Here is an 18,659-nt window from a genome sequence, read left to right on the forward strand (position 1 = left end):
GCCCGCGCCAACGGGGCTTCTGAGGCCCTCCTGCGGCCGGCGGCGTCCGCTTACCGCTGGGTAAGCATCATGTACATCTGCACGACCACATCCGGCGAGAACGTGAACGGCACCCAGCCGTAGCCGGTGTGGCGCGCGACCAGCAGGCGGTCGCCGTTCGACTGCTTCTGCACCGCCATCATCGGATTCTTCGTCGACACGAAGCGCCAGCCTGCCGGGATGCCCGACGGTTGCTCCGGCTGCATCGATGCGCGCACGTGCGCGAGCTCCTCGATCAGCTGGCTCAGTTGCTCCGGATGCAGCGTGATCGATTCGCCGTTGATGGTCAGCGTCAGTTCGTTCTGGGACGGGCGCGCGACATGCAGCGTCGATTTGTCCGCAGGCGCGACGGACGTGTCGGCCACGGCAGCGACTGCGGCGTCGGCGGGGGCGGGTTCCGTCGCAACTGCGGTTTCGGCTTCCGCTTCGGTTCGGGCTTCGGCTGCGTCGCGCGCAGACGCATCTGCGGCAGTCGCTTCCCCTACCGCTTCCGCCGCAACCGCCGCAACCGCTGCTTCCGCTGCTTCCGCCGCAACCGCTTCCGCTGCTTCCGCCACGTGCGGCGCCACTACTGCTTCGACGTCCTCGGCCGTGTCCGCCGTATCCATCGCTTTCGCCGCCACGGCTTCCTTGACGACGGCTTCGACCAGCGCTTCGGCGTCGGCGATGGCCTTTTCGTGGCGCTGCGCGGCGGCTTCCGCTTCTGCGATCGCCTCGGTGTGGCGCTGCACGACGGCTTCGGCCTGAGCGGTGGCTTCTGCATGGCGCTGCGCGGCGGCTTCCGCTTGCGCGATCGCTTCGGTGTGGCGCTGCGTGATGGCTTCGGCTTGCGCGGTCGCATCGGCATGGCGGTGCGCGGCGGCTTCCGCTTCTGCGATCGCTTCGGCGTGACGCTGCGTGATGGCTTCGGCCTGCGCGGTCGCGTCGGCGTGGCGCTGCGCGGCGGCTTCGGCCTGCGCGATCGCTTCGGCGTGGCGCTGCGAAGCGGCTTCGGCTTCGGCGACAGCCGCCGCGTGACGTTGCGCGGCGGCCTCGGCTTCCGCGGTGGCGGCAGCATGGCGCTGCGCAGCGGCTTCCGCTTCGGTCGCTGCGGCGTCGTGACGTTGTGCGGCGGCCTCGGCTTCGGCGATCGCGGCCGCATGGCGCTGCGATGCGGCTTCGGCGTCCGCGTGGCGTTGCGCGAGCGCTTCGGTCAGCACGGTCGCTTCCGTGTGGCGTTGCACGGCGGCGTCGGCCTGAGCGGTTGCGTCGGCATGGCGCTGTGCGGCGGCTTGCGCTTCGGCTGCCGCCTCGGTGTGGCGCTGCAGCGCGGCTTCGGCGTCGGCGGCGGCTTGCGCATGGCGCTGTGCGGCAGCCTGCGCTTCGGTTTCGGCCGCGGCGTGACGTTGGGCGGCCGCTTCGGCTTCAGCGGCGGCTGCGCGCGCGAAGGCGTCCGCGCTGCGTGCCGCCTGCTGGGCGGCGCGGTGATCGTGGAGGAGCTGATCGACGCCGGCAACGAGCGCATCGATCTGATCGTTCAGGTTCATGCGTGAGATCTCTACGTAAGACCCGCGATTTTACCCGTTGCGCCGATGCCGGTCCGCGCGCGACGTGTAACAAAGTGCAGGCACAGGCGCCGGCGCGCGTGTTTTTGCGGGCGCTGGGCTTGGTGTCGGGCTTGAGAAGCGGGGGAATTGACGTGCCAGGTGCGGCGCACGCGACGCGTCACGCAACACGCTGCATGGCACGCGCGCGTTGCGCCGGTGCGACGTCCAGGCGAGATGCGCAGGCGAATTGCCCGGGCGAAATGCACCGGCGAAATGCACCGGCGAAATGCACCGGCGAAATGCACCGGCGAAATGCACCGGCGAAATGCACCGGCGAATTGCACGGGCGAATTGCACGGGCGAAACGCGCAGGCGACATGCGCGGAGCGCGAAGCCCCGCGCACACCGGATCACTTCAGGTAGCCGGCCGAGCGGAACCAGTCGAGCGCGTCGCGCAGCCCGTCGCGGTATGGCCGTGCACGGTAGCCGAGTTCGCGCTCGGCCTTCGCGGACGTGAAATACATCTTGTTCTTCGACATCCGCAGCGCATCCACGGTGACGAACGGCTCTTTCTTCGTGAACTTCGCGACCGCCTCCGCGCCGACCGCGATCGGGTAGAGCGGCCAGCGCGGCAGCGCGAGCGTCGGCGCCTTGCGGCCCGTCATCTGCGCGATGTCGGCCAGCATCTGCTGCAGCGGCAGGTTCTCGCCGCCGAGGATGTAGCGCTCGCCGATGCGGCCATGCTCGAGCGCGAGGAAGTGGCCGTTCGCGACGTCGTCGACGTGCACGAGGTTCAGCCCCGTGTCGACGAACGCGGGCATCTTGCCGAGCGCGGCCTCGACGATGATGCGGCCGGTCGGCGTCGGCTTCACGTCGCGCGGGCCGATCGGCGTCGACGGGTTGACGATCACCGCGGGCAGCCCTTCTTCGGCGATCATCCGCTCGACCGCGCGCTCCGCGAGAACCTTGCTGCGCTTGTAGACGCCGATCGCCTGCTCGGGCGTGAGCGGCGCATTCTCGTCGGCGGCGTTGCCGGCGCTCGTGACCTTCAGCGTCGCGACGCTGCTGGTGTACACGATCCGCTCGACGCCTTCGGCGCGCGCCGCACGCATCGTCGCGACCGCGCCTTCGAGGTTCGCGCGCTCGATCTCGAGTGGGTCGGGTGCCCACAGCCGGTAGTCGGCCGCGACGTGCAGCAGGTAGCGCACGCCGCGCAGCGCGGTGCGCATCGACGCCTCGTCGCGCATGTCGCCGGTAACGATCTCGGCGTCGAGGTCCGCGACGTTCGTGCGCGGGCTGGTCGGGCGCACGAGCACGCGCACCGCGTAACCCTTCTGCTGCGCGATGCGCGCGACGGCCGAGCCGACGAAACCGGACGCGCCGGTGACCAGAACGAGATCGCGGGATGTATCAGTCATGCAAGTCCTCATGGCCGCGCGCGGCGCGGCGGTTGTGCGTCGAGCGAGATTGTACGTGGTCGGCGCGCGCGGCGACGGCTCGGGCGGCCGCCAGGCCCAGGCGCGCGGCGCCCGCCGCCGCCGGGCCGGCACTGACGTGGTGCAGCCGACGCGACTACAATGCCGGGCTTGAGCGCAACTGGAGGGCGACGACGATGAGCCGCGACGAACTGGACGAACGGATCGAGACTTACTACGTGCGGGTGCGCGGCGTCGTGCAGGGCGTCGGCTTCCGCCACGCGACGGTTCGCGAGGCGCACGCGCTGAAGCTGCGCGGCTGGGTCGCGAACCTCGACGACGGTACCGTCGAAGCGATGATCCAGGGCCCCGGGCCGCAGATCGACCGGATGCTCGCATGGCTGCGGCACGGGCCGCCGGCCGCGCGCGTGACTGAGGTGACCTTCGAGGAACGGCATTCCGACAAGCGCTACGAACGCTTCCAGCAACAGTGAGCGCGCGATGACGGGGTATCCGGAGGCTGGGCGCGGCATCGCGCTGTCGGTGACGGCATCGATGCTGTTCGCGCTGATGTCCGCGTACGCGAAGCTGCTGCAGCCGCTCACGGGGCTCGACATTTTCGCGTGGCGGGTGCTGTGGACCGCGCCGGGCGCGCTCGCGCTGATCGCGCTGCGCGGCCGCTGGCCGGCGCTCGTCGCGCTCGCCGGCCGTGCCGTGCGCGACTGGCGTCTGCTGATCGCGCTGCCCGCGAGCGCCGCGCTGCTCGGCCTGCAGCTGTGGCTGTTCCTGTGGGCGCCGCTGCACGGGCGGATGCTCGAAGTGTCGCTCGGCTACTTCCTGCTGCCGCTGACGATGGTGCTCGTCGGCCGCTTCTACTATCACGAGCGGCTCGATCCGCTGCAATGGGCAGCGGTTGCCTGCGCGGCGCTCGGCGTCGCGCACGAAGTGTGGGCGACGCGCGCGTTCGCGTGGCCGACGCTCGTCGTCGCGCTCGGTTATCCGCCGTATTTCGTGCTGCGCCGCCGGATCAACGCGGATTCGCTGGCCGCGTTCGCACTCGAGGTGGCGCTGCTGTGCCCGGTCGCGGCCGCGATGGTCGCATCGAGCGCGACGCCCGTCGCGAGCCATCCCGTCCTGTGGGCGGCGCTGCTGCCGGGGCTCGGCGCGCTCAGCACGCTCGCGCTCGCGAGCTACCTGAAGGCGAGCCGGATGCTGCCGATGGCGCTGTTCGGCATCCTCGGCTACGTCGAGCCGGTGCTGCTCATCGCGGTGTCGCTGCTGCTGCTCGGCGAGACGCTGACGGTCGCGAAGCTCGCGACCTACGGGCCGATCTGGGTCGCGGTCGCGCTGACCGCGTGGCACAGCGCGATGCTGATGCGCCGCCTGCCCGTGCGCCGCGCGTGACGCGCCGGCCGGCACGTCGGAGACGCGCCGCACCGGTAGCACGGCGATCGCACACCAATGGCGCATCGATCGCGCGGCATTCGTGCACCGACCGCACCGACCGCACCGACCACACAGACCGAATACTGACCACCAACTGACCGTGCGCTGACCGCGCCGCCAGCTTCGCTTGCGCGATGCATGGCGGTTCGCACCCATGTAACCGAACAGAAGATTCGGTTGCATTTTGTTACTTAGGGTATGTCCTGACCGGCCATTAGACTGACCTGACCGTCTTTCTCTCGTATGCAGCTTTCCGATGAACGGTCATCTCCGTGTCTGGCCAGCCGGGTCGGCGCGATACAGGCATACGTGTATCGCCGCTGACCTCGCGCGCCTTCCCTTCCTGAAGGTCCCCGGCGCTTGCCGCACCGTCGTTTCGCAGGCGCGATCATGTCCGTGAGCACGCTCTCCGCCGCGATTCATCCGCCGCGCAGCGGCCGCCTGATCGAAGTCGATTTCTTTCGCGGGATCGTGCTGCTGATGATCGTCGTCGATCACATCGGCGCCAGCCTGCTGTCGCGCGTGACGCTGCACGCGTTCGCGCTGTGCGACGCGGCCGAGGTGTTCGTGTTCCTCGGCGGCTTCGCGACCGCGAGCGCGTATGGCGCGATCGCCGAGCGGCACGGCGCGCGCGCCGCGCAGCGGCGGTTCATGCGCCGCGCGATGCAGATCTATCGCGCGTTTCTCGCGACGTCGACGCTGATGCTCGTCGTGTCCGCGGTGCTCGACCATTACGGAATCGATGCGCCGAACCTCGCGCTCGACGACGTCAGCGTGATGCTCGCGTCGCCGCTCACGGGGCTCGCCGAACTGCTGACGTTCCAGCGCCAGCCGTATCTCGCGTCGGTGCTGCCGATGTACGTGCTGTTCGCGCTGGCGGCGCCGGCGATCGTGCCGTGCGCGCGCCGCCAGCCGTGGCTGCTCGTCGCGCTGAGCGTCGCGTCGTGGCTCGCCGCCGGCTGGCTCGGCCCGGAACTGCTGGATACCGATACGTTCCACTGGAACTTCAACCCGTTCGCATGGCAGCTGATGTTCGTGGCCGGCGTGCTCGCGCGCTGCCAGCCCGTCTACCGGCGCGTCGCGCTCGGCCGCTGGCGCGCCGCGGCGACGGGCGTCGCATGTGCGATCGTGCTGGCCTGCGCGAGCTACAAGCTGTTCTCGGGCTTGCCGCTGCCCGAAGGCTTGCTCAAGCGCGATCTCGCATTCGCGCGCGTCGTCAGCTTCGCGGCGATTGCATGGCTGATGGCGGATTGCGTGCGCTACGGCTGGATCGCGCGGATCGCGCAGGCCGTGCGCCCGGTCGTCGCGGTCGGGCAGCGCGGGTTGCCGTGCTTCGTCGCGGGGGCTGCGATCTCGCTGATCCTCGATTCGCTGCTGCATCCGCTTTTGCACGGCGCTTGCCTGCCGCACGCCGTCGGCTACGGAGTGGCCGCCGATGCATGCGCGCTCGGCCTGACGATGGCGCTTGCGAGTTCGGGAGTGTGGTGGGCGCGGTGGCGCAGGGCGGCCGCGTGAGCGGCGCAGGTGACGTCGCGCTTGCCTGGCGCACGCTTCGCAAGCCCGTTATCAGCGTGAACAGGCCTTAGTGAGGTGAGCCGATACGGGAGCGGGGCGCGGGCGTTGCGTCGTCGGTGTCCGCTTCGCTGCGCTCGTCGGCCGTTGCGTCGTCGTTCCGTTCGGCGAGCACCGCATCCGCCTCGGCGGCGGCCTTCGCGGCACGCAGCGCGGTGCAGCGCTGCGCACGCCGGATATCCGACAGCATCCGCAAGATCCGCGTCGTTTTGCTTTTCATGACTTTCTCCTGCCTGCCGCGCGTCTCGTCGGAAGCGCTCCCTGAGAGCAGTGTAGGACGGGGGCGCGCGATCGGCAGGAGAATGTGGCGCGCACGCAGCGCGCCAAGGGATTTCACTGAGCCGCGGCGATGGCCGGCGCCGGCGCCGCTTCTTCGCGGCGCTCTTCCACGCAGCGCTGGTGCTGGCGCGACAGGCGGTTCATCAGCGGCAGCAGCAGCAGCGCGATCACCATGCCGAGCGCCGCGAGCCAGCCGAGCTTCTCGAACAGCGACAGGTAGAGCGGCAGCGATTCGGTGGCGGGCAGGTCGTGCGACGGCATCTGCGCGAAGTTCGCGACCACGCTGCCGAGATACTGCGACACGCCCGTCGCGACGAAGTACGCGCCCATCATGAAGCCGCTCATGCGCGCCGGCACGTAGCGGGCGATCATCGCGAGGCCGAGGCCGCTCACCAGCAGCTCGCCGAGCGAGTACAGCGCGTAGCCCCACACCATGAACCACGACGACACGCGTCCGTCGACCGCGTAGCGGCCGCTGATCGTGAACACAAGGTAGCCGGCGGCGACCGCGCCGAAGCCGAGCGCGTACTTCACTGCGACCGGGATGTTGTGGCCGCGCTTCGAGAACGCGTTGTAGATCATCACGAGCACGGGGCTCAGCAGCATGATCGAAATCGGGTTCAGCGCCTGGAACTGCGCGGCGCTCCACGAGAACATCGTCGTGCCGAACAGGATGAAGCGCGGGTCGACGTTGCGCAGCGCGAACAGCGTCAGCGACGTCGACATCTGCACGTAGAAGATGAAGAACAGGATCACCTGGCCGATCAGCACGAGCGCTGCGATCAGGCCCGCGCGCTCCGAGCGCTCCGACTTCACGATCATGTAGGCGAAGATCGCGAGGATCGCCGCCGCCGCCGTCCACACGCTCGCGACCGCGAGCTGCTTGTGCTCGAGCACGTACATCGTCACGAACGCGAGTGCGACGCCACCCGCGACCACCGCGCCGAGACGGCGCCACTGGATCGGCTGGTCATCCGGCTGCGAGCCGATGTGCGCGAGCGTGCGGTGCATCAGCACGAAGTTGAGGATGCCGAGCAGCATGCCCGCGCAGCAGACGGCGAACGCGGTGTGCCAGCCCCAGTGATCCTTGATCCACGGCGTCGCGAGCATCGACACGGTCGAGCCGATGTTGACCGCCATGTAATAGATCGTAAACGCGCTGTCGATGCGCGCGTCGTCGCCTTCGTAGATCCTTCGCACGAGGTTCGCGGCGTTCGCCTTGAACAGGCCGTTGCCGACCACGACCACGCCGAGCGATGCATACAGGTAGCCGAGCTGCTCGTTCGGCATCGCGAGCATCAGGTAGCCGGCGCATAGCACGGCGGCGCCGATGATCATCGTGCGGCGCGCGCCGAGCACCTTGTCGCCGATCCAGCCGCCGATCGACGGCGACGCATAGACGAGCGCGGTGAACGCGCCCCAGGTCAGGTTCGCATGGCTATCGGTGAAGCCGAGCTTGTCGACCATGAAGAGGACGAGCAGCGCTGCCATGCCGTAGTAGCCGAAGCGCTCCCACATCTCGATGAGGAAGACCGTCGTAAACGATCGGGTTTGGGAAACAGGTGAAGAAGAATGCATCATCAATCTCGGTCAAGCTGGGTTCAAGCGGGCGGCGCGGATCGCGCGCTGCCGGGGGTCAATCTGGGTACCTGCGCGCGTCGGCCGGGTGGGCTGCGCGAAGGCGGCGGCAAGGTCGGGCTGGCTGGCCTGTGCCGGCGTCAGACGCCTCCCGTGACGGGCGGCGCGAGGCCTCGGCCGGCGCGCGACTTGTAACGTTTGCTGACGCAGCGCGTCAGGTCCGCGCCACACCGGGTAATTCCCGATATGGCGGGAGCTTTCAGGAACATTCGTCTCATCATGTCTTTGTAAGCTTGACTCCGGCGCCTCCGAGGATTCCCGGAGAGCCGCTTGCAGCTTGCCTGTGGAGGCGGCGAGTCTGGCAAGATAGCGCGTTTCCCGGCCGGGGCCGGAAGGTGTTTTGCGGATCGCGCACAACACCGCAGACGTGCAAGAACCCGAAGACTAAGCTATATCGATCTAACTTAGTTATTTTCCATCAAACATTTTTTGACGACCACTTTTCGGCCTGCTATGGTTCCTCCCACTGAAAACACGCGGTCTGCCGACGCTGCCGCCGCACTGGGCAGCAAGATTCGCGCGTTGCGCCAACGACTGAAGCGCACGCTGGATGAAACGGCAACGGTCGCGGGTATTTCGAAGCCGTTTCTGTCACAAGTCGAGCGCGGGCTCGCATCGCCGTCGCTGACGTCGCTTGCGGGCATCGCGCACGCACTCGGTGTGACGGTGCAGTACTTCGTCGACACGCCGAGCGAGGAGCGTTCGGTGTGCCGCGGCGATCAGCTGCGCTTCTTCGGGTTCGCCGATTCGGCCAACCTGTTCGCGCGGATGACGAACGTGTCGGAAGGGCGTCAGCTCGAGGCGATCCTCGTGCGGATGCCGCCGGGACAGAAGCGGTCGGAGGTGACGACACATGCGGGAGAGGAGTTCCTGTATGTGATGGAAGGAGAAGTGTCGTTGACGCTGGAGGGCAAGACGTTCGTCCTGCATGCCGGTGACAGCGCGCACTATCAGTCGACGGTCCCGCACAGCTGGGCCAACACCGCGAAGATCGAGTCGGTGGTGGTCTGGGTGGGTACGCCGAGGCTGTTCTAACGCACAGGTATTCCTTCGTTCCGGCGATGGGGTATCTGTCGAAAGGAACGTAAGGAATACTAAGATGACATACGAAATTCACGAGCCTCCTCAATCGCTGCACCCGTCAGCGTTCCACGCGTAATTTGCGGCATCCGCCGCCATCCGCGCACCGAATAAACCTTCAAAAGACTGCCACGATGAAAACCTCGCATGCCATGTCGGCCGTGCTGGCCGCGCTCGCCCTGACGACGTCCGCCGCGCACGCCGTTACCGTTCCGTCGAACGTCGCGCTCGCCGCGCAACAGGACCTGACGCGTCAGGTGCCCGCCGAAGTCGAGTCGCTCGATCCCGCTCACATCGAGTCGTGGACCGGCAACACGATCGGCCTCGACCTGTTCGAAGGGCTCGCGCGCATCGATGCGGCCGGCCAGGTCGTGCCGGGCGTCGCGCAGTCGTGGGAGCGCAAGACGCCGACGACGTGGGTCTTCAAGCTGCGCCACGACGCGAAGTGGAGCAACGGCCAGCCGGTCACCGCGGCCGATTTCGTCTATTCGTGGCAGCGCCTCGTCGATCCGAAGACGGGCTCGAAGTACACGATCCTCGTCGAGTTCGTGAAGAATTCGAGGGACATCATCGCCGGCAAGGCCGCGCCGTCGACGCTCGGCGTGCGCGCGATCGACCCGTACACGCTCGAGGTGACGACCGACGTGCCGGTCGCGTTCTTCCCCGAGCTGACCGCGATGGTGCCGCTCGCGCCGGTGAACAAGGACACGGTGACGAAGCTCGGCGACGCATGGACGCGCCCGGGGAACATCGTCAGCAACGGCCCGTACCAGCTCGTCGACTGGCAGCCGAACAACCGCATCGTGATCACGAAGGACGCGAAGTACTGGAACGCGCCGAAGGTCGTGATCAACAAGGTCACGTACCTGCCGATCGAGAGCGACGAGACCGCGATGCGCATGTACCAGGCCGGCCAGATCGACTACAGCTACTCGATTCCGTCCGGGATCTTCCAGCAGGTCAGCAAGCAGTTCGGCGGCGAGCTGCGTCCGGGCCTGCAGCTCGCGACCTACTACTACTACCTGAACAACAACGATCCGCAGCTGAAGGACAAGCGCGTGCGCCAGGCGCTGTCGATGGTGCTCGATCGCGAAGTGCTGACGTCGAAGCTCACGCAGGCCGGCGAGAAGCCGATGTACGGGCTGATGCCGAACGGCACGAAGGGCGTGCAGTCGTACACGCCGGAATGGGCGTCGTGGCCGATGGCCAAGCGCGTCGACTACGCGAAGAACCTGCTGAAGCAGGCCGGCTACTCGGATGCGAAGCCGCTGTCGTTCACGCTGACGTACAACACCAACGACCTGCACAAGAAGGTCGCGCTGTTCACGGCGTCCGAATGGCGCACGAAGCTCGGCGTCAACACGAAGCTCGAGAACGTCGAGTTCAAGGTGCTGATGAAGGAGCGGCATGACGGCAAGGTGCAGATCGCGCGCGACGGCTGGTTCGCCGACTACAACGACGCGATGACGTTCTTCGACCTGCTGCGCTGCGGCAGCGCGCAGAACACGGTCGGGTACTGCAACCAGAAGGCCGACACGCTCGTCGACGAAGGCAACCAGAAGCTCGACGACAAGGCGCGCGCGTCACTGCTCACGCAGGCGCACGACCTCGCGATGGACGACACGCCGATGGTCCCGCTGTTCCAGTACTCGGCCGACCGCCTCGTGAAGCCGTACGTCGGCGGCTATTCGCTGAAGAACGTGATCGACATGCGTGCGTCGCAGGACATGTACGTGATCAAGCACTGAGCGGAGCGATCATGCTGGCCTACGCACTGAGACGCACGTTGTGGGCGGTGCCGACGATCCTCGCGGTCGTCACCGTCTGCTACCTGCTGCTGCACTTCACGCCCGGCGGTCCGTTCGATACGGAAAAGCAGCTGTCCGCCGCGACGCTCGCGAACCTGAACGCGAAGTACCACCTCGACCAGCCGCTGTGGAAGCAGTACCTGCTGTATCTCGACGCACTGCTGCACGGCGACCTCGGTCCGTCGTTCCGCTACGTCGACTGGTCCGTGAACGACCTCGTGAGGAAGGCGCTGCCGGTAAGTCTCGGCGTGGGCGGCGTGTCGATCCCGATCTCGATCGGCTTCGGCGTGCTGCTCGGCACCGTCGCGGCAGTGCGCCGCGACAGCTTCATCGACCGTGTCGTGATGCTGATCGGCAACGTCGGCAACGTCGTGCCGCCGTTCGTGCTCGGCCCGGTGCTCGTGTGGATCTTCGCGATCCTGCTGAAGACGTCGGCCGGCAACGGCTGGCTGCCTGCGGGCGGCTGGGGCGACGGCGGCTGGGAATACCGGCTGCTGCCGATCGTGCTGCTGACGTTCATCAACATGTCGCTGCTCGCGCGCGTGATGCGCGGCTCGATGATCGAGACGCTGTCGAGCAACTACATCCGCACCGCGCGCGCGAAGGGCCTGCCCGGCGCGACGATCGTGCTGCGCCACGCACTGAAGCCCGCGCTGATGCCGGTCGTGTCGCTGTTCGGCACGGTCTGCATCTCGTCGATCACGGCGGCCGTCGTCACCGAATCGGTGTTCGCGCTGCCGGGGCTCGGGCAGCTCGTCGTGAACGGCGCGATCAACCGTGACTACACGCTGGTGCTCGGCCTCGTCGTGCTGACGACCGTCTGCGCGGTGCTGTTCAACCTGCTGGTCGACCTCGCGTACGCATGGCTCGACCCGCGCATCCGTTATTGAGCGAGGCGCTGCGATGACTCCGACTACTCCTGTCGTCAGCCTGCCCGTGCAGGCCGACACACCGCCGCGCTCGCGCTCGCCGCTCGCGCTGGCGCTCGCCCGCTTTCTTCACAACCGCGCCGCCGTGTTCAGCCTTGTGCTGCTCGCGCTGATCACGCTCGCGTGCTTCGTCGGCCCGTGGCTGCTTGCGGCCGATCCGGCCGCGAGCGACTGGGCGGCGATCAGCCTGGCGCCGACCTGGGCGAACCAGCACTGGTTCGGCACCGACGAGCTCGGCCGCGACCTGCTCGTGCGCACGCTGATCGGCGGGCGCGTGTCGATCGAGGTCGGCCTGCTCGGCACGCTCGTATCGGGCCTGTTCGGCGTCGCGTGGGGCGCGACCGCGGGCTTCGCGGGCGGCCGCACCGACGCGGTGATGATGCGCGTCGTCGACATGATGTACGCGATTCCGTACCTGCTGATCGCCATCCTGATGATGACGCTGTTCGGCCGCTCGTTCATGCTCGTCGTGCTGACGATCAGCGCGTTCTCGTGGATCGACATGGCGCGTGTCGTGCGCGGCCAGACGCTGTCGCTGCGCAATCGCGAGTTCGTCGACGCGGCGCGCGCGATCGGCGTGTCGCCGGCGTCGATCGTGCTGCGCCACATCGTGCCGAACCTGCTCGGCGTGGTTGTCGTGTACGCGACCGTCTCGGTGCCGGGCATCGTGCTCACCGAATCGGTGCTGTCGTTCCTCGGCCTCGGCGTGCAGGAGCCGATGACGAGCTGGGGCGTGCTGATCCAGGACGGCGCGCAGAAACTGGAATCGATGCCGTGGCTGCTGCTGTGCCCGGCCGTCATGCTGTGCGTGACGCTCTACTGCGTGAATTTCGTCGGCGACGGCCTGCGGGATGCGCTCGACCCGAAGGATCGTTGAAATGGCCGCACTACTCGAAGTCGACAACCTCGGCGTCCGCTTCACGCGCAAGGACGCGCCGCCGATCGACGCCGTCAGCGGCGTGTCGTTCACCCTCGAAGCGGGCAAGACGCTCGGCATCGTCGGTGAATCGGGCTCGGGCAAGAGCCAGACCGTGATGGCGCTGCTCGGCCTGCTCGCCGGCAACGGCACGACGAGCGGCGCCGCGCGCTATCGCGGCGAGAACCTGCTCGCGATGGACACGCGCGCGCTGAACAAGGTGCGCGGCGACCGGATCGCGATGATCTTCCAGGACCCGATGACGTCGCTCAATCCGTTCCTGACGATCGAGCGGCAAATGACCGAAACGCTGCAGCTGCATCGCAAGCTGTCGCGCAAGGAAGCGAAGCAGCGCGCGATCGAGGCGCTGGAGTCGGTGCGCATTCCGGACGCGGCACGCCGCATCCGCATGTATCCGCACGAGTTCTCCGGCGGCATGCGGCAGCGCGTAATGATCGCGATGGCGCTGTTGTCCGAACCGGAAATCCTGATCGCCGACGAGCCGACCACCGCGCTCGACGTGACCGTGCAGGCGCAGATCATCGACCTGCTGCGCGAACTGAACCGCGAGCGCGGCACCGCGATCGTGCTGATCACGCACGACATGGGCGTCGTCGCCGGCCTCGCGGACGACGTGATGGTGATGTACTCGGGCCGCACCGTCGAATACGCGCCGGCCGAATCGATCTTCGCGGCGCCGTCGCATCCGTACACGATCGGCCTGCTGAATGCGCTGCCGCGCCTGACCGACGCCGACGACGCGCCGCTCGTCGCGATTCCGGGCAACCCGCCGATGCCGGGCACGGCGCCGGCCGGCTGCGCGTTCGCGAAGCGCTGCGCGTATGCAAAGGACCACTGCGCCGACACGCGTCCTGCGCTCGAAGCGTACAGCGCGGCCGGCGCGGTGCGTGCGTGCCACCGGCCGGTGGCGGAACTGACGGGAGGACTGCGATGAGCGTCATCGATCAAGGGCAGGGCGGATCGGCGGACGCACTGCTGTCCGTGCAGGACCTGAAAGTGCATTTCCGCGTGCCGCTCGGCGGCTATCCGTGGTCGCCGAAGGGCACGCTGCGTGCAGTGGACGGCGTGTCGTTCGACGTGAAGCGCGGCGAAACCGTCGGGCTCGTCGGCGAATCGGGCTGCGGCAAGTCGACGCTCGCGCGCGCGTTGATCGGCCTCGTGCCGATGACGGCCGGCACCGTGCGCTGGCGCGGCGAGACTGTTGCGCCGAACCATCTGGGCGGCACTGCGATGCGCCGCGAAGTGCAGATGATCTTCCAGGATCCGCTCGCGTCGCTCGATCCGCGGATGACGATCGAGCACATCGTCGCCGAACCGCTCGTCACGCACCAGCCGGGCCTCGGCCGCACCGAGGTGCGCCGCCGCGTGATCGCGATGCTCGAACGGGTCGGGCTGAACTCGCATCACCTGCTGCGCTATCCGCACGAGTTCTCCGGCGGACAGTGCCAGCGTGTCGGCATCGCGCGTGCGCTGATCGGCGAGCCGAAGCTCGTGATCTGCGACGAACCGGTATCGGCGCTCGACGTGTCGATCCAGGCGCAGATCGTCAACCTGCTGCGCGATCTGCAGCGCGAACTGTCGTTGTCCTATCTGTTCGTCGCGCACGATCTCGCGGTGGTGAAGGCGATCAGCCAGCGCGTGCTGGTGATGTATCTCGGCCGCGTGATGGAGTTCGGCGCGCGGCAAGACGTGTACGGCGTGCCGCAGCACCCGTACACGCGGGCGCTGCTCGATGCGGCGCCGACGCCGGAGCCCGCGCGCGAACGCGCGCGGCGGCCGATGCTGCTGGCGGGCGAGATGCCGTCGCCGCTGAATCCGCCGTCGGGCTGCGCGTTCCGCACGCGCTGCCCGGACGCGATCGACGCGTGCGCGGCCGACGTGCCGCTGCCCGAAGTGCGGCGCGGCTCGGCGGCGCGCGTCGCCTGCATCCGCGCGGGCACGGCGTGACGCAACAGGCATAACCAGGCAGGTCAACAGGGTAAGTGCGGCGCGAACGACCTTCGCGCCGCGGGTACAGGCACGTCCTTAACCGGGCGGCCGGGGTGGAGCCGGAAGCGGATCGCGACCGGCGAACGACATCAACACAATAAGAGATTCACGATGACAAAAGAGAAGACAATCGCGACGGCAGCGAAGATGCTGCTCGCGTGGGGACTGCCGGCCCTGGCCGGCGTGTCGCTGACGGGCGCGGCTCGCGCCGATGACGCGGTGCCGGCATCGGCGCCGCTGGTGGTCGCGCAGGCGGCCCCGGCGCCCGCCGCGGGCACGACGGTTGCACAGGCATCGACGCCGAACGCAATCATCAACGCGGAAGCCAACCAGGCTGTCACGCCGCCCGACGAACCGTCGGCGCAATCGCAGTCGAAGGGCTTCATTGCCGACAGCCACCTGAACTTCCTGTTCCGCAACTACGCGGACGTGCTCGACAGCAAGGGCGGGCCGCATCGCCACGCGTGGGTGCAGGGCGCGATGGCGAACTTCGAGTCGGGCTATACGACCGGCCTGATCGGCATCGGCTTCGACGCATCGCTATATGCGGCGCTGAAGCTCGACGGCGGCAAGGGCGCGGGCAGCATGGTGCACATCGCGAAGGGCGGCGGCGGCGGCGATCAGCTCGCGTGGGCGTACCCGGGCATCTACGACGTGAAGGCGCGCATCTCGAACACGGTGGTCAAGTACGGTCTGCAGGCCGTCGACAACCCGTTCATGGAGCAGCACGACAACCGTGCGCTGCCGCCGACGTTCCTCGGCGCGACGATCGTCAGCAACGAGTTCAAGAACGTGATGCTCGAGGCGGGCAGCTTCACGAAGACCGACGCGCGCGGCCACACGAACCTGACCAACCTGACGTCGCAGTATGGCGGCACGCGCATCGACCGCCTGACCTACGTCGGCGGCACGTGGGACTATTCGCCGAACGGCGAGCTCGCGCTGTACGCGAACCAGGCGGACGACGTGTGGCACCAGTACTACGCGTCGGTGAAGCAGAGCATCGGCGACACGAAGTCGGTCAAGTGGACGGGTTTCGCGAACGTCTATTCGACGCACGACACGGGTGACGCGCGCCAGGGCAAGATCGACAACAACGCGTACAGCCTGGCGGTGTCCGCGCAGCACGGCCCGCATGAACTGCTGCTCGGCTACCAGCAGATCCTCGGCGACCAGTTCTTCGACTACCTGACCGAGACGAACGGCATCTTCCTCGTCAACTCGATGGACGTCGACTACAACGCGCCGCACGAAAAGTCGCTGCAGCTGCGCTATACGTTCTACGGCAAGGAAGCGGGCCTGCCGGGCTTCAAGGCGATGCTGTGGGGCGTGACGGGCTGGGGCGCGGACGCGAGCGCGGGCGCGGCGGCCGATCCGTCGAAGTCGAGCATCTACTGGAGCAATGGCGCGCCGGTGCAGGGCCGTCACCACGAGTTCGGCTTCATCCCGTCGTACACGTTCCAGAGCGGCAAGCTGAAGGATACGAAGGTTACGTTCATCGCGATGTGGCACAACGGCTCCGCGCACTCCTCGGATGCGACGAACCGCGAATATCGTCTCGTCGTGAACGTGCCGATCAAGGCGTTCTGATCGGCGCGCGGCAGGAAACGGAAGGGAACGCGCGCCGCGACGGCGGCGCGCGTGTCGCACAGCGGGCAACGCAGGGATGCGGGCCCGCTGTTTGCGTTTACATACAGGAAGACCCTAAGCCGGCTTGTGCAGGCCGGAGACGGAATCATCGTTCGCGGCACGCGCGTCGTCTGCGAGCGACGTCAGTTCGCGGCCGGTGTCGCGCCATGCATCGAGGCCGCCGCGCAGCGCGAGTGCGTCGGTGAAGCCCGCATCGAGCAGGCGCTTGGCCATCAGTGCGGCCGACACCTCGTTCGGGCACGAGCAGTAGACGACGAACTTCTGCGTGAGCGGGTAGCGCGAGACGATGTCGCCGATCTGGCGCTCGTCGGCGAACTGCGCGCCGGGAATCGCGAACGGATCGAGCTTGCGGTGTTCGGCGGAGCGCACGTCGAGGACGACGGGCGCGGTCGGGTCGCGCAGCAGCGCTTCGAGCTCGTCGACGCCGATCCGTGCGTTCGCGAGCTGGCGGATCAGCGCGCGGCGACGCATCCAGCGCACGGCCGCGTAGATGGCCAGCAGCGCGACGATCACCAGCAGCACCGCGCGGCCGAGCCGGCTCGCGCCGGCGAACAGCCAGTCGATCTGCCGGTAGAACACGAGCCCGGCGGCCAGCCCGACGATCGTCCACAGTGCCGCGCCGAGCGCGTCGTAGCCGGCGAACGTGCGGTAGCGCGTGCCGAGCGCGCCGGCCATCGGCACGGACACGAGCGACAGCCCCGGGATGAACCGCGCGACCGCGAGCACGCGCACGCCGTAGCGGCCGAAGAAGCGCTCGGTTTTCTTCACGCAGCTGTCGCGCGACAGCGACAGCCGGCAGATCGTCTTCAGCGTCGTGCCGCCGTAGCGGCGTCCGGCGATGTACCACACGGTGTCGCCGATCAGCGCGCCGAGCACCGACAGCGCCACCACCGTCACGAGCTGCGAACCGATCATCCCCGGATTCAGCGCGGCCATCGCGCCGAACAGCACGAGCGTCGGCATCGCCGGAACGGGCAGGCCGATCGCCGCGGCGAGCACGTTGGCGAACACGAGTAGCGGCCCGTATTGGGCGACGAGGTCACGGAGCATGGCGGCTGCCGAAAAGAGGGAGGCGCACGGAAAGTACGTAGATGGGCCGATTATCGGCCATTTTCAAGACAGCGGAGGGAAAGGGGGCGTAAAACGGGAGCGGATGCGTGAAACGATTGATTCGGTGAGCCCGCGAATCGGGCGCGGCTCACCGGTCGTGGGGGTCACGAGGAGTTGCGTGCGAGCGACGCGGCGCCGTGGTTCTCGCCGGGCAGCTCGGCGCCGTGCGAACGGATCGCCGCGATCAGCTCGGCAGGCGTGATTTCGTAGCGGACCTCGCGATGAATGCCGGGCTTGCGTTCGTCGATCTCGATCAGCAGCACGCTCTTGCCGTCGCGGGTTGCCTCGAGCCGCAACGAGCGCAGTTCGCGACCGTCGGTCGGGTCATGTTCGGTGAGCAGGGTCATTGCCCCGGATGAGCCGGTAGTGCGCATCGAACCTATCCTCGTATCGTTGGCGCCGTCATGGCGGAAATACCGTTTTTGCGAAAACAGCTTGTCGGAGTTTAACGCGAACACGCGCCGAACACGGAGCATTTTCGTGCGGTGCGAAAAGAGGGGGGTACCAGCGACCCTTCGGACGAATGGCGATCATATGACGAATAGGTGAAATCCGCTAAGCTCAGGGTATTCACCGGCACGGCAAGCAACGTCCGATCGCGGACGAGCGCGTGCGGCCTCTACCCGAGACCATCATGGCCGACATCACGATTCGACACAGCGAGACGAAAGATATCGACGCGATCCGCCAGATCGCCGCGCACCCCGCGGTTTATACGAACACGTTGCAGCAGCCGTTCCCGTCGTTCGAAAAATGGGCGCAACGCATCGAAGGCGTGCGGGAACGGGGATTCAGCCTCGTCGCGGAGATCGACGGCGAGGTAGTCGGCCATCTCGGGCTCGACCCGGAACGGAACCCGCGGCGGCGCCACGTCGCGGGGTTCGGCATGATGGTAAAGGCATCGCATCACGGGCGCGGCATCGGCAACCGGCTGCTCGCCGCGGCGATCGATCTGGCGGAGAACTGGCTCGGCATCACGCGGATCGAGCTTACCGTGTTTTCAGACAACCGCGCGGCGATCTCGCTGTACGAGAAGCACGGCTTCCGGATCGAGGGCGAGTCGCCCGATTTCGCACTGCGCGACGGCGAGTACGTCGCTGCGTCCCACATGGCGCGACTCAGGCGCGCGGCCGCGGGCGTCGCCAGCGAGGGTGTCGCCCGGTAACACCCTGCTTCAAGAGGCGACCGTCTCCGTCGGCGGTCTCGAATGACGACGCAGCACAACGCGTGCTGTGTACCGG

At 67.7% G+C, this 18,659-nt stretch carries 17 protein-coding genes; 11 read left to right on the forward strand and 6 right to left on the reverse strand.

Annotated elements, in window-relative coordinates; all coding sequences use genetic code 11:
- Positions 1–50: 50 nt before the first annotated feature.
- A complete protein-coding gene (locus tag ACV22Z_RS29615; RefSeq protein WP_448079800.1) occupies positions 51–1,565 on the reverse strand; it encodes a phage tail protein in 1,515 nt (504 codons plus the stop codon).
- A 410-nt stretch (positions 1,566–1,975) separates the two neighbouring features.
- The gene (gene hpnA, locus ACV22Z_RS29620) at positions 1,976–2,983 is read right to left on the reverse strand and encodes a hopanoid-associated sugar epimerase (protein ID WP_448079801.1); all 1,008 of its coding nucleotides are present in this window, start codon (positions 2,981–2,983) and stop codon (positions 1,976–1,978) included.
- A gap of 194 nt (positions 2,984–3,177) precedes the next feature.
- Here hpnA and ACV22Z_RS29625 point away from each other — a divergent pair, with 194 nt between their 5' ends.
- The 3 genes from ACV22Z_RS29625 to ACV22Z_RS29635 all read left to right on the forward strand — a co-directional run bounded on the left by ACV22Z_RS29625 (position 3,178) and on the right by ACV22Z_RS29635 (position 5,941).
- Positions 3,178–3,474: an acylphosphatase gene (locus tag ACV22Z_RS29625; protein WP_448079802.1), complete on the forward strand. Its 297-nt coding sequence runs from the start codon at positions 3,178–3,180 to the stop codon at positions 3,472–3,474.
- Between the two features lie 7 nt (positions 3,475–3,481).
- Positions 3,482–4,384 carry an EamA family transporter RarD gene (gene rarD, locus ACV22Z_RS29630; RefSeq protein WP_448079803.1) on the forward strand — a complete coding sequence of 301 codons (903 nt, stop codon included), beginning with the start codon at positions 3,482–3,484 and terminating at the stop codon, positions 4,382–4,384.
- 432 nt (positions 4,385–4,816) lie between these two features.
- Entirely contained in the window at positions 4,817–5,941 is a 1,125-nt protein-coding gene (locus ACV22Z_RS29635; protein WP_448079804.1) for an OpgC domain-containing protein, read from the forward strand.
- 67 nt (positions 5,942–6,008) lie between these two features.
- On the opposite strand, the gene ACV22Z_RS29640 is transcribed toward ACV22Z_RS29635, so the two are convergent.
- Together ACV22Z_RS29640 and ACV22Z_RS29645 are read right to left on the reverse strand one after the other, a co-directional pair.
- Entirely contained in the window at positions 6,009–6,218 is a 210-nt protein-coding gene (locus ACV22Z_RS29640) for a hypothetical protein (protein ID WP_448079805.1), read from the reverse strand.
- 113 nt (positions 6,219–6,331) lie between these two features.
- Entirely contained in the window at positions 6,332–7,858 is a 1,527-nt protein-coding gene (locus ACV22Z_RS29645; protein ID WP_448079806.1) for a peptide MFS transporter, read from the reverse strand.
- Positions 7,859–8,368: 510 nt separating this feature from the next.
- On the opposite strand from ACV22Z_RS29645, the gene ACV22Z_RS29650 reads away from it, so the two are divergent.
- From ACV22Z_RS29650 to ACV22Z_RS29680, 7 genes are all read left to right on the forward strand, one after another.
- The gene (locus tag ACV22Z_RS29650) at positions 8,369–8,950 is read left to right on the forward strand and encodes a cupin domain-containing protein (protein ID WP_448079807.1); all 582 of its coding nucleotides are present in this window, start codon (positions 8,369–8,371) and stop codon (positions 8,948–8,950) included.
- Positions 8,951–9,129: 179 nt separating this feature from the next.
- Positions 9,130–10,743 (forward strand): peptide ABC transporter substrate-binding protein, encoded by a 1,614-nt coding sequence (locus tag ACV22Z_RS29655; protein WP_448079808.1) that lies wholly within the window; start codon positions 9,130–9,132, stop codon positions 10,741–10,743.
- 11 nt (positions 10,744–10,754) lie between these two features.
- Positions 10,755–11,693: an ABC transporter permease subunit gene (locus ACV22Z_RS29660; protein ID WP_448079809.1), complete on the forward strand. Its 939-nt coding sequence runs from the start codon at positions 10,755–10,757 to the stop codon at positions 11,691–11,693.
- Positions 11,694–11,706: 13 nt separating this feature from the next.
- Complete coding sequence (locus ACV22Z_RS29665) at positions 11,707–12,609, forward strand: ABC transporter permease (protein WP_448079810.1); 903 nt, start codon at positions 11,707–11,709, stop codon at positions 12,607–12,609.
- 1 nt (position 12,610) lies between these two features.
- Positions 12,611–13,603 (forward strand): ABC transporter ATP-binding protein, encoded by a 993-nt coding sequence (locus tag ACV22Z_RS29670; RefSeq protein WP_448079811.1) that lies wholly within the window; start codon positions 12,611–12,613, stop codon positions 13,601–13,603.
- Positions 13,600–14,616: an ABC transporter ATP-binding protein gene (locus ACV22Z_RS29675; RefSeq protein ID WP_448079812.1), complete on the forward strand. Its 1,017-nt coding sequence runs from the start codon at positions 13,600–13,602 to the stop codon at positions 14,614–14,616. Before ACV22Z_RS29670 ends, ACV22Z_RS29675 begins: the two co-directional genes overlap by 4 nt.
- A 153-nt stretch (positions 14,617–14,769) precedes the next feature.
- Positions 14,770–16,248 (forward strand): OprD family porin, encoded by a 1,479-nt coding sequence (locus ACV22Z_RS29680; protein ID WP_448079813.1) that lies wholly within the window; start codon positions 14,770–14,772, stop codon positions 16,246–16,248.
- Positions 16,249–16,362: 114 nt separating this feature from the next.
- Here ACV22Z_RS29680 and ACV22Z_RS29685 read toward each other — a convergent pair whose 3' ends face one another.
- Positions 16,363–17,358 carry a DedA family protein/thiosulfate sulfurtransferase GlpE gene (locus ACV22Z_RS29685; protein WP_448079814.1) on the reverse strand — a complete coding sequence of 332 codons (996 nt, stop codon included), beginning with the start codon at positions 17,356–17,358 and terminating at the stop codon, positions 16,363–16,365.
- 164 nt (positions 17,359–17,522) lie between these two features.
- On the reverse strand, positions 17,523–17,792 hold the full coding sequence (locus ACV22Z_RS29690) for a hypothetical protein (RefSeq protein ID WP_448079815.1): 270 nt from the start codon (positions 17,790–17,792) through the stop codon (positions 17,523–17,525).
- A 260-nt stretch (positions 17,793–18,052) separates the two neighbouring features.
- On the opposite strand from ACV22Z_RS29690, the gene ACV22Z_RS29695 reads away from it, so the two are divergent.
- Positions 18,053–18,583: a GNAT family N-acetyltransferase gene (locus ACV22Z_RS29695; RefSeq protein ID WP_448079816.1), complete on the forward strand. Its 531-nt coding sequence runs from the start codon at positions 18,053–18,055 to the stop codon at positions 18,581–18,583.
- Positions 18,584–18,659 lie beyond the last annotated feature (76 nt).

The organism is Burkholderia sp. PU8-34 (genome assembly GCF_053427725.1).